Origin of the sequence: Vibrio sp. OPT20 (genome assembly GCF_963889365.1) — a bacterium.
GTDB lineage: Bacteria > Pseudomonadota > Gammaproteobacteria > Enterobacterales > Vibrionaceae > Vibrio > Vibrio splendidus.
In genome coordinates this window covers 680,583-696,616 of the sequence record NZ_CAWPOA010000031.1, presented here as the reverse complement: position 1 = coordinate 696,616, position 16,034 = coordinate 680,583, and the positions used below count along the sequence as shown (strand labels likewise).

Genomic DNA, 16,034 nt, shown 5'->3' with positions numbered 1-16,034 from the left:
ACACTTTATTCATTTGGCTCTCCTCAAAGGAGCGCTAAGGCTTTTTACGTCTTTATTTTTTGGAGAGATAAGCAAATGTCCGCCTCGTTTCCATTAGCGAAACTTACCTTTTTAATCGCTATTCTGACTGCCGTAGGTCAAATGACTCAAACGATGTACGTGCCTTCTATCGGTCATATGTCAGGTGAGTTCTTGGTTTCGGCGTCTTCACTCCAAGCAGTGATGGCGTGTTACTTGATCCCTTATGGTCTGTCGCAATTTGTCTACGGTCCACTTTCTGATCGCCTAGGTCGTAAACCGATCATCGTGATTGGTTTGATCATCTACATCATCGGCACTCTGGTGGCATTGTTCGCTCACGAGTATGAATGGTTCTTAGCGGGTAGCTTTATCCAAGGTTTGGGTATCGGTTGTGGCGGTGCGATGTCTCGTACATTGACTCGTGACTGCTTTGAAGGCGCTGAACTGCACCGCGCAAATAGCTTAATCAGCATGTGTGTGATTTTCTCACCATTAATGGCTCCAGTTCTAGGTGGTTACCTAACAGAAGCTTTCGGCTGGCGTTCTAGCTACTTGTTCCTTGCGCTGTTTGGTATCGCCGTTGTGATTACCATGATGACGAGCATGATGGAAACACTACCGAAAGAACGACGCAAGCATGAATCAGTTGCCAACAGCTACAAATTCGTTCTGTCTGACAAACGTTTCCAAGGTTTCTTATTGGTATTAGTCGCAACCTTTGCTGGTGTAGCCGTATTTGAAGCAGCGGCAGGCGTACTGCTTGGCGGCGTACTTGGCTTACCTGCAACCACAGTAAGCTTGTTGTTTGTCTTACCCATTCCAGGTTACTTAGTCGGTGCAGGCCTATCTAGTTACATCGCACAACGTCGCAGTGAGCGCCGTGTACTGAATGTTGGTCTAGTTGCTATCTTGGTAGGCTCAACAGTGGTATTGATACCGGGTCTATTCGGTCAAACAACCGCATTAACTTTGATTGGCGGTGCAACGATTTACTTCTTAGGCGCTGGTATCTTATTTCCAGCAGCAACAACGGGAGCGCTTTCGCCATTCCCATTCCACGCAGGTACAGGGGGCGCGATCCTCGGTGGTATGCAAAATCTAGGTGCTGGCATCGCAACACTATTGGCATCGTTCTTCCCTGCTCAAGACCAACTGCCACTCGGTTGCTTGATGATTGCAATGTCATTCATCGCCATGCTTGGTTTACGTTGGGTTAATCGCAAACCTGACCATTCAAACGAAATGCCATTAGCTATCTAAAGTAAAACTCGTACCCAGCCCAAACAACGAAGAGGGACATACTGAAAAAGTGTGTCCCTTTTTTGTTTCGCATTTATTCCTTCCATTCTCACGTATCAGCAATTTCATTTAACATTACTTTGATTTTTTGAAAACAATAACAGACACTTACGCTGAAAGTGCATATCCAGAATCCAATTATAAATAACATCACTGGAAGAAACCTAACCAACAAAGGATGCTGGCATTAAAACGAGTAAGGTGCACACTAAGGATATAAAGATGCGTTTCGCTTTAACCACATTAGCCGTATCGGTCGCGCTTGTCGCCGGATGCAGCAATCAAGGAATAACAACCATGAACCACTACTCTCCATCGCAACTTGTCGCCCAGCAAACACAAGCTCCTGTTGCTAAGAAAGTCCCTCATGCAATGACGATTCATGGTGATACCCGAATCGACGATTACTACTGGATGCGCGATGATGAACGCCAAGACCCAGAGATCTTGAAACAACTTGAGCAAGAGAATCAGTACGCAGATACGGTGCTTAAACATACAGAAGCGGCACAAAAACAATTATTTGAAGAGATCAAAGGGCGAATCGCAAAAGACGACAATTCAGTACCGGTTCGCAAAGGCAGCTACTTCTATTCGAATGAAGTCACAGGTGACAACGAATACCCCGTTCACTTACGTGCAAAAGACTTTGCAGGCGCAGACAAGCAAATCATTTTAGACGTTAACGCACTGGCAAAAGAACATGAATTCTTCAGTGTTGGTGGCTTGACGATCAGTCCAAACGAAAACTTGTTGGCCTATGGCGAAGATACGCTTAGCCGCCGAATCTACACCATCAAGATTAAAGACCTCACGACAGGTGAATATCTGAAAGATGAAATTGAAGGTGCCTCGAGTGCAATTGCATGGCAAAACGACAACCAAGCCTTCTACTACATCAAGAAAGATCCACAAACATTGTTGGGTTACCAAGTTTTACGACATGTATTGGGCACATCTCAGACAAGCGATGAGCTAATCTACGAAGAAACCGACAGCGCTTACTACACCTCTTTGAGTAAAAGCAAAGATGGTGAACAGGTCTACATTTGGCACTCGAGCACTGAAACCAGTGGTGTTTCGATCATTGATGCCAACAACCCAAACGCGAAAGCAGAACCTTTCTACCCACGAGAGGCAGGCATCGAGTACAGCATCGCTAAGCTAGATGATTGGTATTACATCGACACCAACTACCAAGCCGTCAACTTCCGTTTAATGAAAGTAAACACGGCAGACATGCATGACCGTTCAAAATGGGTCGACGTCATCCCAGCAGACGACGACACTCAACTTGTCGATTTCGAACTGTTTGATGACCATCTTGTTTACGAGCAACGTGCGAATGGCTTGTCTACCGTGAAAGTTCGCCAACTATCAACAGGCAACGAGTTCCCACTTGAATTTAACGACACCGCATTTGCCGCTTACCTAACGAGTAACTATGAATTAGATAACTCAAAAGTTCGTGTCTATTACAGCAGCTTAACTACGCCAGGTACTTACTATGATTTCGATCTAAGTACAGGTGAATCTGAGCTAATGAAGCAGACACCCGTATTAGGTGATTTCGAAGCGGATAACTACCAATCAGAGCGAATCATGGTAACGGCTCGCGATGGTCAACAAGTTCCTGTGTCTTTGGTTTATCGTAAAGATCTATTCAAGAAAGACGGTACAAACCCTATCTACCAATACGGCTACGGCTCTTACGGCCACACAATCGAACCAACCTTTGGATCGGCTCGCCTCAGCTTACTTGATCGCGGATTCGTTTATGCTATCGCACATATCCGTGGTTCAGAAATGCTTGGTCGCCCTTGGTATGAAGATGGCAAGAAACTGACCAAACAAAACACGTTCAACGACTTTATTGATGTCACTAAAGGGCTTGTTGAAGAAGGTTATGGTGCTAAAGATAAAGTATTTGCGGTAGGCGGGTCTGCTGGCGGCCTATTGATGGGCGCAATCATCAACCAAGCACCAGAACTTTACCGTGGTATTGGTGCACATGTTCCGTTTGTAGACGTGGTGACGACTATGCTTGATGAATCGATTCCTCTCACCACAAACGAGTATGACGAATGGGGCAACCCCAACGATAAAACCTACTACGATTACATGCTAGGTTACTCGCCATATGACAATGTGAAAGTTCAAAGCTACCCGAACATGTTAGTAACAACAGGCCTGCATGACTCACAAGTACAGTACTTTGAACCAATGAAGTGGGTGGCGAAACTGCGTGAAATGAAAACAGACAATAATGTGCTGTTGTTCAAAACCGATATGGAAGCTGGTCACGGCGGGGCTTCTGGTCGCTTCAAAAGATTGAAAGAAGACGCACTTGAATACGCGTTCTTTTTAGACTTACTAAAAACTCAGTAGACTCAGCGTAACTGTAGGTATTCACACAATTTAACGTCGCCATTTAGTCTTTTTAAAGTGGCGACAGAAATTATTAAGCATGGTTAAATACGATTAACCATGAAATCCACCAAATCAACAAACCCTTGATAAACAAGCAAGCACAAGGGTTTACGAGAGGTATAAAAACAAATGAAAGTCATTAGCTTCAACATAAATGGCCTTAGAGCCCGCCTTCACCAACTGCAAGCTATTATCGATAAGCACCAACCCGACGTGATTGGTCTTCAAGAGATTAAAGTGCACGATGAAGCCTTCCCGCTCGCTGATGTTGAAGCGATGGGTTACAAGGTTTACTTCCATGGTCAAAAAGCGCACTACGGTGTGGCTATGCTGTGTAAACAAGAGCCTATCTCTGTGCAGAAGGGTTTTCCTACTGACAATGAAGACCATCAAAAACGCATGATCATGGCGACGTTTGAAGATGAAAATGGTGAAAAGGTTACCGTACTAAATGGTTACTTCCCTCAAGGGGATAACATTAAGCATGAAACTAAATACCCGTATAAGCGTGAGTTCTACAAAGACTTAATGACGTACCTGAACGATTACCACAACAAAGATGAACAAGTGATCGTAATGGGCGACATTAATATCAGCCCTACCGATATTGATATCGGTATTGGTGAACCTAATGCGAAACGTTGGTTAAAAACAGGTAAGTGTTCTTTCCAACCAGAAGAGCGCGAATGGTTGAAAACACTGATGGATTGGGGTTTTGTGGATAGCTTCCGTTTACTACACCCTGAAGTGAACGATCAATACTCGTGGTTTGATTACCGCTCAAAAGGCTTCGTAGACAACCGTGGCCTGCGTATTGATGTGGTCCTCGCAACTCAAAAGCTTGCTGACAAATGTACTGAAGCCGGTATCGACTACGAACTGCGTGGCATCGAAAAACCGTCAGATCACGCTCCGATTTGGTCGACGTTTAAATAGTTATTTTTAGGTAACAAAACTTAGCCAGATCAAGCAGCAAACAAATAGTGCTCACAACGCTGATCAGAAGCTAATAAGGAAAGAGAGGAAATAATATCCCCTCTCTTTTTTATATCGTATGGTCTAGTTCAGCGGCCAAGCAGTCGTGCCATCAACATCCAGCGCTGCCTTGGCAAACTCGTCTAAACAATACCCTTGATTAGATGATGCAAAATATGTCAAAGGCATGTTACTTAGACTAAGAGCCGTGACTTGTTGCTTCGCTTTATCACTGAAACTGAACCCCCACATGTCTAAGTATTGCGTCATATTCCGTTCTGCAACGTAACTCAATGCGATAAGCAACCAATCATTGTTTGTAATATCTACCGCTTCTTGTCTCGTATAATCTGAAAAACCAATCGAGCCTTTTCGATCGTTCCAAAGTTCATCACCGCCTTTCAAGCGATTAAACTCTCTCTCAATCAAGTGCAAGCGCCCTAATAAATGCCAACCCGAATTCAATACACCCTGCTGCTCTGCAAGCATCATCATTTGAATGTAGATACGAGCTCCCCAACTCCAACCAGTTTGATTTTGAGCCGCCATAAAAGCATTTGGATCAGGTTGAGCCCGACTCTGCTGTAAAAGCTGATACTGCCCTTTAAAATCTAAGCCTTGGCAAGAAGATACCTTTCCGGTGTCTTTGTAGTATTTTGATTTGCTAAAATACGAATAGTAGTTGGTTGTTGAATGACCATCCCATCCAGAAAATCTGAAACGACCTCTCTCTAAGCCATGCCCTAACTCATGAAGATCACCATGCCCTAACGGGTGAAAAGACCAGTAAGCATCGTAAGGATTTCCTGAACAGCCGTAACCACAGTTCGCTTGATCGGCATTCATGTGCTTCACGATATCAATGTTCGCGATTTCCCAGCCCTTTGCCTCACCGTATTGATGTACTTCAGTAATTTCATCAATCCCAGGACCTCTAAAACCTGCAAGCGCATGAGGAAAGTTATGTACATAACGCTCAGTGGCGAGTGCCATATCATGCGGCTGCGCCCAATCTGAGGCACCGATAGACTCTTTCATCTTGTCTAGTTTAGAATGGACTTCGAACCCAGGTGTAACCAACTCGGCCCAATCAAACTTTCCTTCTTCAAGCTGGGCGACAAAACTGTCGTTGTCGGCTTCACTTCGCCAAACAGGGTGTTGAGCAACATTCTCAAAACGCAGTTCAACATCAATATCATTGGTATCAAAATGAACCTGTAATGTTCCGCCATAGGCAGAAGTCAGATAAATCGTCTCTCCTGTTTTCACGGGATAGGTTACTGAGGTCAAAAACTTCGGCCTAGCATAGCCGTCATCGCCCGAAAATTCGTGAGTCGCGCCACTACGTAGGGTATTAAATGCTATCGATGTCGCCACCTCATTACTGTCCAAACGAGTCACTTTGATTGTCTTACCCGGCAAAGCATAAACACCAGCCGCACGAAAGTTTCTCTTAGACTCTAAGGAAATAAGCTTGGTGACCAACGGTACATTATCAAAACTCTTAGAGCTGAAATTACCTAAGCTTGGTTGCGCTGCATTATACAAACGGCTGTTGTATGTGGCGTAATCACTATAGTAAGAATGGAGAAACTCGATTCTCTCAGTTACGCCTTTACCCATCGGGTATTGAACATCTTGGCGATAACGATCAGCGAGTAACAGCAACAACTTTTCATATTCGTAATCATCGGTTGCAAACAGATCAATTTTTTTGCTATCAAGAGTCGTTAAGTGTGAACGAATACTGTTCGCAGCGGCATAGAACTCTTCATTCATGTTGGAATCGTCAGGACAAGATTTGTCATCACACGAATTCAGATCGACGGTGAAGCTGTTGTCTTTCAGTCGCTGTAAAAGCGCTTGTTGTTGAACAATATTATCCGGCATTCGATCTATCAGCTGTGTAGAATCCCAGTTCGATAAACCGAGCTTACGCCAATAGTTGTCGCCAACGTAAGTCATGTGCATTTCTGAAAATAGCGCGTTACCTAAGTCCGTCATGCCGCCATCAAGGTGTAGATATAACACTGGTATATTTTTATTGAACGCCAAGCGTAAACCCGTAATCACATCTTCAATGTCATCACCATCATTCAGCTTTTGAGACAAAACCAGTAAATCAGGGTTATTGTTTTCAATGCATTGACTCAACTTACCGCCATCACAAGTATTGTCGGCATTAATAACCATTGAAGGATTGATATTGCTAGTCAACCAGTTGCGTGTAGCTTGGTCGTCAGGAAAATAATGAGATTGATCGAGCTGAGCTAATACGACATTGTGTGGTGAATCATTATCAGCAGCCCACTTAACCAAGTTTTCTAGCCAAATATCCATCTCTTCGTTGACAGAATCTGGAAAGCGTTGCTTAGTTCGAAACGGGTTACTTGCCAATGCTGCATAGCGACTGTTATCTGACGTATAACCCGCGATACCAATGACAAGCTCTTGGTCGGAATACCCATCTTGCATCGCTTTATTGGTTTGCAAGATGACATCGTTAAAACCATAAGTTGGTAAGATAATTGCCGCATCATGTGTTGGATCCCAATGAAGATTGCGTAAAGGCTCACCATCAGAGTTTTGTGATAGAGCTTGCTTAATGTGGTTGTAGTTCGAGTTGTATTCAGTAACTAACGCTTGGCTTGCATCAATGAATTCATTGGAGTCTGCTACATAAGAAGCGTCACCTGTGGACAACGCCTTTTGAACAGCAGTTTGTGGAACCGGAGTGATACCAGGCTCGCCACTTCCGCCACCTTCATTACCTCCTCCAGAACCTCCAGAACCAGTTTGGGCACTTTCACCGCCACATCCTAAAAGTGATAACGCGATAACACAAACAACCAAATTCGACAGTAAGTTACTCTTTTTCATCATCATTCCATACAACAACAAAATTTCGATGAGTCTATCTATCGCCAAACCTAAAGCAATCAATCTCATGAATGCGTGAGTTTAATTTGAAGCAAGGTAACTATTTCGTTGGGATGTAGCTTCTCGAAAGTTCGTGGAATTCAAAATCACACGACTTGTTTAATGCTATTAAAAACGGCGCTATAGAAGCGCCGTTTTTTAACTATGATTTGTAACGTGTGATTAGCTAAGTGGTCTTAAGTAAGCTAAGAAACGTTTCTCTGCGAATTTGAAAATCGCAATGATGATAAACGTTAACCCCATGTAGAACAGGCCTGCTGTTAGGAACGATTCAAATGGTGCGTAGTAACGTGAGTTAACCAAACGGGCAGCACCAGTTAGATCCATAATGGTTACGATACCGGCTACCGCTGAGCCATGAAGCATAAAGATAACCTCATTACTGTAAGCCGGTAATGCTCGACGTAAAGCACTTGGAAGAATGATGCGGCGGTATGTCTTGGGTGTGCTCATACCATAAGCTTTTGCTGCTTCAACCTCACCTTTAGGCAAGCCGTTGATAGCACCACGAATGATTTCTGCTGTGTATGCCGATGTGTTAAGAATGAATGCCACCAAAGCACAAAACCATGCATTCTCCCATAGTGTATCTTTTACCGGGAAGAACTGATCCATTCCATAGTAAATCAGGTACAACTGCACCAATAATGGCGTACCACGGAAGAAATAGATGAACGACCAAGCAGGAGCGTTAATCAGCATATTTGGGCTGTTACGAGCGATAGCTAATGGTATTGCTACACATAAGCCAATGATCAAAGCGACGCAAACCATCCAAGCCGTTGTCCATAAACCACTAAGGTAAATCGGCAGGCTTTCAATTATCAATGAAAAGTCCATAACTACCTCGCGTGGATACTAAATTTACGTTCAACCAACTTAAGCAAGCCCGTCGAAACACTGGTGAAGAATAGGAAAATAAGTGCCACTGTCATATAAAAGGTAAATGGCATTTTGGTTGAGCCTGCAGCCAACGCGCTAACACGTACCATGTCTTCTAGGCCGATAATCGAAACCAACGCGGTGGTCTTTAGTAGAACCAACCAGTTGTTACCAAAACCCGGCAGTGCGTGACGAATCATTTGAGGTAATAAAATACGGCGGAACGCTAAAACGGGCCCCATGCCGTAGGCCTTTGCCGCTTCCATCTCACCGCTGTCGACAGCCATGATTGCACCACGGAAAGTTTCAGCCATGTAAGCGCCAAAGATGAAGCCAATGGTTAAGACACCAGCAATAAATGGGCTGACATCAATATAATCTGGTAAGTAAGCGGTCCACTCGTGGTTAGGATCACTTGATGTGAACCACTCATTGAGCCACTCATTGATGGAATACAAACTGTTGTTTAAAAGGATTTGTCCACCAAAGAAAATCAGCATCATCAATACGAGATCGGGGATGCCTCGAATGACGGTTGTGTAGAGGGTTGCAATTGCACGAGCCCAGCGATAAGGCGCAAGTTTTGCTAAGGCACCTAGCATACCAAGAACCATAGCTAAAATTAGCGACAGCAAGGCAACTTCGATTGTAAGCACCGCCCCTTTCAGGATCGAAGCTTCATATCCTTGTAAATCAAACATAATGAATTCCAACAGAACTGCGAAAAAGTTGGTAAGACAGGGAGAGGAGAACCTCTCCCTTAAGAATTGACGCTAGATATTACTGACCGTATACGTCGTAGTTGAAGTATTTAGCCGCGATATCTTGGTAGATGCCTTTTTCACGTAGTGAAAGGATTGCCGCATCTAATTGCTTAGTCAGATCTTTGTCTTGCTTACGTAGAGCAATACCAAAACCATCGCCGAACCATTTAGGATCGGTTAATGATGGACCAACAAACTCGTAGTCTTCACCACCCGCTTTGTTTAGTACGCCTTCTTCTAGAGCCGATGCATCACCCAGTACAGCAGCAACACGACCATTAGCTAGATCAAGGTAAGCTTCATCGAATGAACCGTAACGAACGATTTCTACTGTGTCGCCGTAGTTGTCTGTTAGGTACTTATCGTGAGTTGTTGCACGTTGAACGGCAATTTTTTGACCGCTTAGATCATCGAAGTTAAGGCCTGCACCTTTTTTAGCGATGAACTTGTTTGGGATAAGTGCGTATTTACCAGTGAAGTCGATCTTTTTCTTACGCTCTTCCGTGATAGACATTGCCGCGATGATTGCATCATATTTACGAGCAAGTAGAGAAGGAATAATACCATCCCAATCTTGTGCAACGATCTTACACTGCACCTGCATTTCGGTACAAAGCGCGTTAGCCATATCAACATCGAAGCCTTTTAGTGAACCGTCAGCTTCTGTCCAGCTAAATGGAGGATAAGCACCTTCAATACCGAAACGTACTGTTTTCCATTCTTTTGCTTGAGCTACGCCCGTTGCAGCAGTTGCAGCAAGTGCCGCGACTAATAACCACTTTTTCATATCCCTACTCCTGTGATTTAGGTTTTTATGTTTTGCTAATTTTAATATTTTGTTTGTTGTTGCTTATTAACTTACTTGTTGTGTTTTATTGTTCATACCGTCGCCATTTTCCTTAGCGGCGGTATTTCAATTCTGATTAGTAAATCGATGAGATAAATTGTTGTAAACGCTCAGATTCAGGTTCCGTAAACAGTTTAGCTGGATCGCCCTGTTCTTCCACTAGACCTTGATGCAAGAACATCACATGATTTGATACGTCGCGGGCGAAAGCCATTTCGTGTGTTACCACAAGCATGGTTCTGCCCTCTTCTGCTAGATCGCGCATTACACCAAGCACTTCGCCTACTAACTCAGGGTCTAATGCCGATGTTGGTTCATCAAACAGCATAACTTCAGGATCAACCGCTAGCGCTCGCGCAATAGCAGCACGCTGTTGTTGTCCGCCAGACAAATGACCTGGGTAGTAATCTTTACGCTCATACAGACCGACTTTCTTCAGTAGTAACTCTGCATTTTCAATCGCTTGTGCTTTAGGTACACCTAGGACGTGAACAGGCGCTTCGATAACATTTTCGAGAACGGTCAGGTGAGACCACAGATTGAAACCCTGAAAAACCATCGCTAGGCGAGAACGGATTCGCTGTACTTGTTTTTCATTGGCAGGAACTGAAACACCTTGGCGGTTGTTTTTCATTTGAATTAATTCGCCATTAACCCAAATCTCGCCGGCGGTAGGTGTCTCTAAAAGGTTGATACATCTAAGGAAAGTACTTTTACCAGACCCAGAAGATCCAATAATCGAGACTACATCGCCTTTATGCGCAGAAAGTGAAATTCCCTTTAAAACTTCATTTTGACCAAACGTTTTGTGTAGATCCTTTATGTCCAGCGCTGGTACATCTTTCATGCGCTTTCTCTCCCAAGTTTGTGAAAATGCAAGGTACTCCGACCTTTTCATGCGATACAAACTAGCACCACACGGAATAACATGCAACAAATTATTAACCTAATAATTTGGAATAAATAGCGATTCACTCTGACTTATTATGCAAAAGGTAGCGTTTTCACCTCAATTTAATGAATGAGTTCTATCAATAAGTCGTAATTACCACTCTTACATTGTTTAAATAAAGTTAATCAAAATGAGATTCTCGTAGCCTGATAGCTCACAAGAAAAACACGTTTTGTGAACTTAGAAACATCGCTGTCGAAAACATGCAACCAGAGCATTCAGCACATCCCCTCCATCAATCACTGTTCTGTTTGAAGTCATTACATGGTAAGTATTTCAAGAGGAATGGATGACAATCGAATAATAGTGAAATAACTCAGTTGGCGTTGAGAATTCAGCTAATGCCATAACGGGAGAGGCTCAAAGAAGATTGGAAAACGTCAGTTTGTGAAAACAAATTACACTTTTTATCAACGGTACGTTAATGAATCGCTGCGTTTTGTAGCTTTCTTTCACATACACTCATAAAGTGATCAAGATCAATCACCCTAAAGGGTAAGCTTGTTAGACTCCTCAATACAAAATAAGGCATTAAAAATGCCAAACATTTCTTTTAACTTAGCTGCATAAAGCACATCAAAACCGTGCAACATAGTGTTAATAAGTTATAACTAAGAAATAACGCAATTACGCGAACTTATTTAATTCAATTTTAGAATTACTAACATAAAAATATGAGGAATCTATGTCAGACGTTGTGAATAATGCGAACTCTGAAGTAGAAGAGAAAAGCTATAAAGAGCTACACCGCCCTTCTTCGGAATTTGAGAGCCGCTCAGATTATTTAGATCACGAACTTCAAATCATGAAGCCTCGCCGCTTCGGTTTAAACCTTCCAGGCCGTGATTTCCGTTTTGAACTTGAAGACCTTGTTCCTGCACTTGCTGGTACCATCGGTATCATCGCGATGTACTCAGCAGTAATGATGTCTTGGGCTGATGGCCTAACTCAAGCTTGGGATCACGTAAACCTAGGTAAAGACTTCGCAATTGAAGTTGCTCGTGTAGAAATGCTGATTCCTGCACTGCTGTTCTGTATTCTTGCTTCTGGTTTCTTCAACCCTAAAGCAAACCTTGCCGGTAACCACGGCCCAATGATTCCTCTTATTGGTACCATCGCTCTCGCTGGTGCTCACCCTCTTGCATTGGCAATCCTTATCGGTGTCTTCGGTCTAATCCTAAGTTTCCTAAAAGGCGGCTCCAAGCTGGTTAACCTGACTTCCGAAGGTACCGCTGGCGGCTTGCTCATTTTCTTAGGCCTAACAGGCACCATGAGCCAAATTAACTCGATTCAAGAATGGGCGGTTGGTCTTCAATCTTCTACTGTTGAAGCGGGCAGCATGGGTTACGTTGGTTTGATCGTTCTTGCTATTACGATTGCTATCTACGCTTTCTTAGCAAAAGTGAACAAGCGTTGGTTGGCTATCCCAGTTTGTGCATTCACAGGCCTTGCTATTGCATTAGCACTAGGTGCTGGTTTCGATATCGTATTCGAAACTGAAATGGGTATTCCAAACCTAAACCCAGTTTACTGGTGGGGTTCTACTTCTGAAGGTTGGATGCTTGGCTTGCCAAACGTTGAACACTTCATTGCTTCTTTACCATTCGCAATTCTTGCCGTAGCAATGTGGTCGCCAGATTTCCTAGGTCACCGTATCTTCCAAGAACTGAACTACCCTAAACGTTCTGAAAAAGTTCTGATGGATGTTGATGACACAATGACTATGTGTTCAGTTCGTCAAATGGTGGGTACTGCAGTTGGTGGTGGTAACATCACATCTTCTTGGGGTACTTACATGATCCCAGCAGCAATCGCGAAACGTCCAATTCCTGGCGGCGCAATCTTGCTTGGTTCTCTTTGTATTATTGTTGCGATTCTTGGTTTCCCAATGGACGTAGCTGTATGGCCACCAGTGATGCGTGTTGCGCTGCTTGTAGGTGTATCTCTGCCTCTACTTGAAGCGGGTATGCAAATGGTTAAGGATTCAAAAGATTCTCAAGCAGCGGGTATCTGTATCTTCGGTTCAGCGGTTGTTAACCCAGTATTAGCATGGGCACTGACTATGCTTCTAGATAATAACGGTCTAATTGGTGATAAAGAGCGTGCGAAGCGTCTATCATTTGTAGACAAGATTGTTATCCCAGTTGGCGTTTTAGTTATCTGTTTAGTAGCAATGCTTGCAGTTGGTATGCTAGAAAGTCAATATGGCCTAAAAGCTTGGCTATAATGGTTCTAACTACACAAAAGTAGTATTGGGATTAAAAAAAAGTTTGGGTGGCAACCCCTGCCACCCATTTTTTTTCAACTTTTTTTGGCATTTATTGATTTAGTTTAAGGTTTACAGAAATTTTTTAGCGTAGTCTTGAATACATAGAGTAAAGACAACATATAAAAGGTAGTGACAATATATATAACCATATGATGCGAATATGCTCATATATATTGTTATTAATAAGAGTGTACTACCCTTACGAGGGGCGCTGGCTCAACAGTGTTAATGTACGTATTTTTTCTACTAAAAAGGTAGGTATGTCATGGCAGAGCAATTTGCTAAAGCTTGGGAAGATTTTGCTGCAGGTGAGTGGCAAAGCGAAGTAAACGTTCGTGATTTCATTCAAAAGAACTACACGCCGTATGAAGGCGACGAGTCTTTCCTAGTTTCTGAGGGTACTGAAGCAACTAACAAGCTTTGGTCTTCGGTAATGGAAGGTATCAAACAGGAAAACGCAACTAAAGCACCTGTAGATTTCGATACTTCTGTTATCTCTACCATTACTGCTCACGATGCAGGTTACATTGAGAAAGATCTTGAGACTATCGTTGGTCTACAAACTGAGAAGCCACTAAAACGTGCAATCATCCCTAACGGTGGTGTACGTATGGTTGAAGGTTCTTGTAAAGCATACGGTGAAACTCTTGACCCAATGGTTTCAAAAATCTACTCCGAATACCGCAAAACACACAATGCTGGCGTTTTCGATATCTACACTCCTGATATCCTAAAATGTCGTAAGTCTGGTGTTCTGACTGGTCTTCCTGATGCTTACGGCCGTGGTCGTATCATTGGTGACTACCGTCGTGTTGCACTATACGGTATCAACTTCCTAATGAAAGACAAAGCGGCTCAATTCGCATCTCTACAAGAGCGTTTCGAGAACGGCGAAGATCTTTCTGCAACAATGCAATTGCGTGAAGAGATCTCTGAGCAACATCGTGCTCTAGGTCAAATCAAGCAAATGGCTGAGAAATACGGTTTCGATATCTCTGAGCCAGCTCAAACTGCTCAAGAAGCTATCCAGTGGACTTACTTCGGCTACCTAGCTGCTGTTAAGTCTCAAAACGGTGCTGCAATGTCTCTAGGTCGTACTTCGACTTTCCTAGACATCTACATCGAGCGTGATATCGCTGCTGGCAAAATCACAGAAGACCAAGCACAAGAGATGATCGACCACTTCGTAATGAAGCTGCGTATGGTTCGTTTCCTACGTACTCCTGAGTACGATGAGCTATTCTCTGGCGACCCAATCTGGGCTACAGAGTCTATGGGTGGTATGGGTGTCGATGGTCGTACGCTAGTAACGCGTTCGAACTTCCGTTTCCTTAACTCTCTATACACTATGGGTCCTTCTCCAGAGCCAAACATCACGGTTCTTTGGTCTGAGCAACTGCCTGACGGCTTCAAGCGTTTCTGTGCGAAGGTATCTATCGATACTTCTTCTATCCAGTACGAAAATGATGACCTAATGCGTCCTGATCTTGGTTCTGATGATTACGCAATCGCTTGTTGTGTATCACCAATGATCGTTGGTAAGCAAATGCAGTTCTTCGGCGCTCGTGCTAACCTTGCAAAAACTATGCTTTACGCAATCAACGGCGGCGTTGATGAGAAGCTTAAGATGCAAGTTGGTCCAGTTGGCGACAAGATCACTGACGAAGTACTTAACTACGATGACGTAATGGGTCGCCTAGACACATTCATGGATTGGTTAGCTAAGCAATACGTGACAGCTCTAAACAGCATTCACTTCATGCACGACAAGTACAGCTACGAAGCGTCTCTAATGGCTCTTCATGACCGTGACGTTCGTCGTACTATGGCTTGTGGTATTGCTGGTCTGTCTGTTGCTGCTGACTCACTGTCTGCAATCAAATTCGCGACTGTTAAACCAATCCGCGACGAAGATGGCATCGCAACTGACTTCGAAATCGAAGGCGATTACCCTAAATACGGTAACAACGACTCTCGTGTAGATGACATTGCTTGTGAACTAGTTTCTACGTTCATGAACAAGATCCGTAAGCTTAAGACTTACCGTGATTCAATCCCTACACAGTCAGTTCTTACTATCACGTCTAACGTGGTATACGGTAAGAAGACAGGTAACACTCCAGACGGTCGTCGTGCTGGCGCTCCTTTCGCTCCTGGTGCTAACCCAATGCACGGTCGTGATGAGAAAGGCGCTGTAGCTTCACTAACGTCTGTAGGTAAACTACCGTTTGCTGATGCTCAAGATGGTATCTCTTACACTTTCTCTATCGTGCCAAACGCGCTAGGTAAAGAACAAGACAGCCAACGTGCTAACCTTGCAGGCCTAATGGATGGTTACTTCCACCACGAAGCTGGCATTGAAGGTGGTCAACACCTTAACGTTAACGTTCTTAACCGCGAAACTCTTGAAGACGCAGTTAAGCACCCTGAGAAATACCCTCAGCTAACGATTCGTGTTTCTGGTTACGCTGTACGCTTCAACTCTCTAACTACAGAGCAGCAAGCTGACGTAATCGCACGTACATTTACTGAGTCTCTATAAGCTCACGCTAAATAGACGGTAAATATTATTAGCCTCGCCAATGTGCGGGGCTTTTTTATATCTGCTGTAAATCGCACTGAACTCACCTACCTCCCAAAATGTTAGGTTGAGCA

The 16,034-nt window shown here is 43.7% G+C and carries 10 protein-coding genes; 5 read left to right on the top strand and 5 right to left on the bottom strand.

Annotated elements, in window-relative coordinates; genetic code table 11:
- Positions 1 to 75 precede the first annotated feature (75 nt).
- The 3 genes from emrD (at position 76) to xthA (ending at position 4,686) form a co-directional block, all read left to right on the top strand.
- Complete coding sequence (emrD, locus tag AACR09_RS04295; protein ID WP_029405212.1) at positions 76 to 1,281, top strand: multidrug efflux MFS transporter EmrD; 1,206 nt, start codon at positions 76 to 78, stop codon at positions 1,279 to 1,281.
- Between the two features lie 336 nt (positions 1,282 to 1,617).
- Positions 1,618 to 3,708: a S9 family peptidase gene (locus AACR09_RS04290; protein ID WP_193836210.1), complete on the top strand. Its 2,091-nt coding sequence runs from the start codon at positions 1,618 to 1,620 to the stop codon at positions 3,706 to 3,708.
- A 171-nt stretch (positions 3,709 to 3,879) separates the two neighbouring features.
- On the top strand, positions 3,880 to 4,686 hold the full coding sequence (xthA, locus tag AACR09_RS04285) for an exodeoxyribonuclease III (RefSeq protein WP_017078150.1): 807 nt from the start codon (positions 3,880 to 3,882) through the stop codon (positions 4,684 to 4,686).
- Positions 4,687 to 4,809: 123 nt separating this feature from the next.
- On the opposite strand, the gene AACR09_RS04280 is transcribed toward xthA, so the two are convergent.
- The 5 genes from AACR09_RS04280 to AACR09_RS04260 form a co-directional block, all read right to left on the bottom strand.
- On the bottom strand, positions 4,810 to 7,605 hold the full coding sequence (locus AACR09_RS04280; protein ID WP_193836043.1) for an ImpA family metalloprotease: 2,796 nt from the start codon (positions 7,603 to 7,605) through the stop codon (positions 4,810 to 4,812).
- A 222-nt stretch (positions 7,606 to 7,827) separates the two neighbouring features.
- Positions 7,828 to 8,505, bottom strand: a complete 678-nt coding sequence (locus tag AACR09_RS04275; protein ID WP_004736535.1) for an ABC transporter permease — start codon at positions 8,503 to 8,505, stop codon at positions 7,828 to 7,830.
- Positions 8,506 to 8,507: 2 nt separating this feature from the next.
- Positions 8,508 to 9,248 carry an ABC transporter permease gene (locus tag AACR09_RS04270; protein ID WP_004736534.1) on the bottom strand — a complete coding sequence of 247 codons (741 nt, stop codon included), beginning with the start codon at positions 9,246 to 9,248 and terminating at the stop codon, positions 8,508 to 8,510.
- Between the two features lie 79 nt (positions 9,249 to 9,327).
- Entirely contained in the window at positions 9,328 to 10,098 is a 771-nt protein-coding gene (locus tag AACR09_RS04265; protein WP_017078148.1) for an ABC transporter substrate-binding protein, read from the bottom strand.
- Positions 10,099 to 10,234: 136 nt separating this feature from the next.
- Entirely contained in the window at positions 10,235 to 11,005 is a 771-nt protein-coding gene (locus tag AACR09_RS04260) for an ABC transporter ATP-binding protein (protein WP_004736532.1), read from the bottom strand.
- Between the two features lie 790 nt (positions 11,006 to 11,795).
- Between AACR09_RS04260 and AACR09_RS04255 the strand changes: the two genes are divergently transcribed.
- Together AACR09_RS04255 and pflB are read left to right on the top strand one after the other, a co-directional pair.
- Positions 11,796 to 13,337 (top strand): DUF3360 family protein, encoded by a 1,542-nt coding sequence (locus AACR09_RS04255; protein WP_004736531.1) that lies wholly within the window; start codon positions 11,796 to 11,798, stop codon positions 13,335 to 13,337.
- Between the two features lie 307 nt (positions 13,338 to 13,644).
- Complete coding sequence (pflB, locus tag AACR09_RS04250; RefSeq protein ID WP_004736530.1) at positions 13,645 to 15,921, top strand: formate C-acetyltransferase; 2,277 nt, start codon at positions 13,645 to 13,647, stop codon at positions 15,919 to 15,921.
- Positions 15,922 to 16,034: the final 113 nt, after the last annotated feature.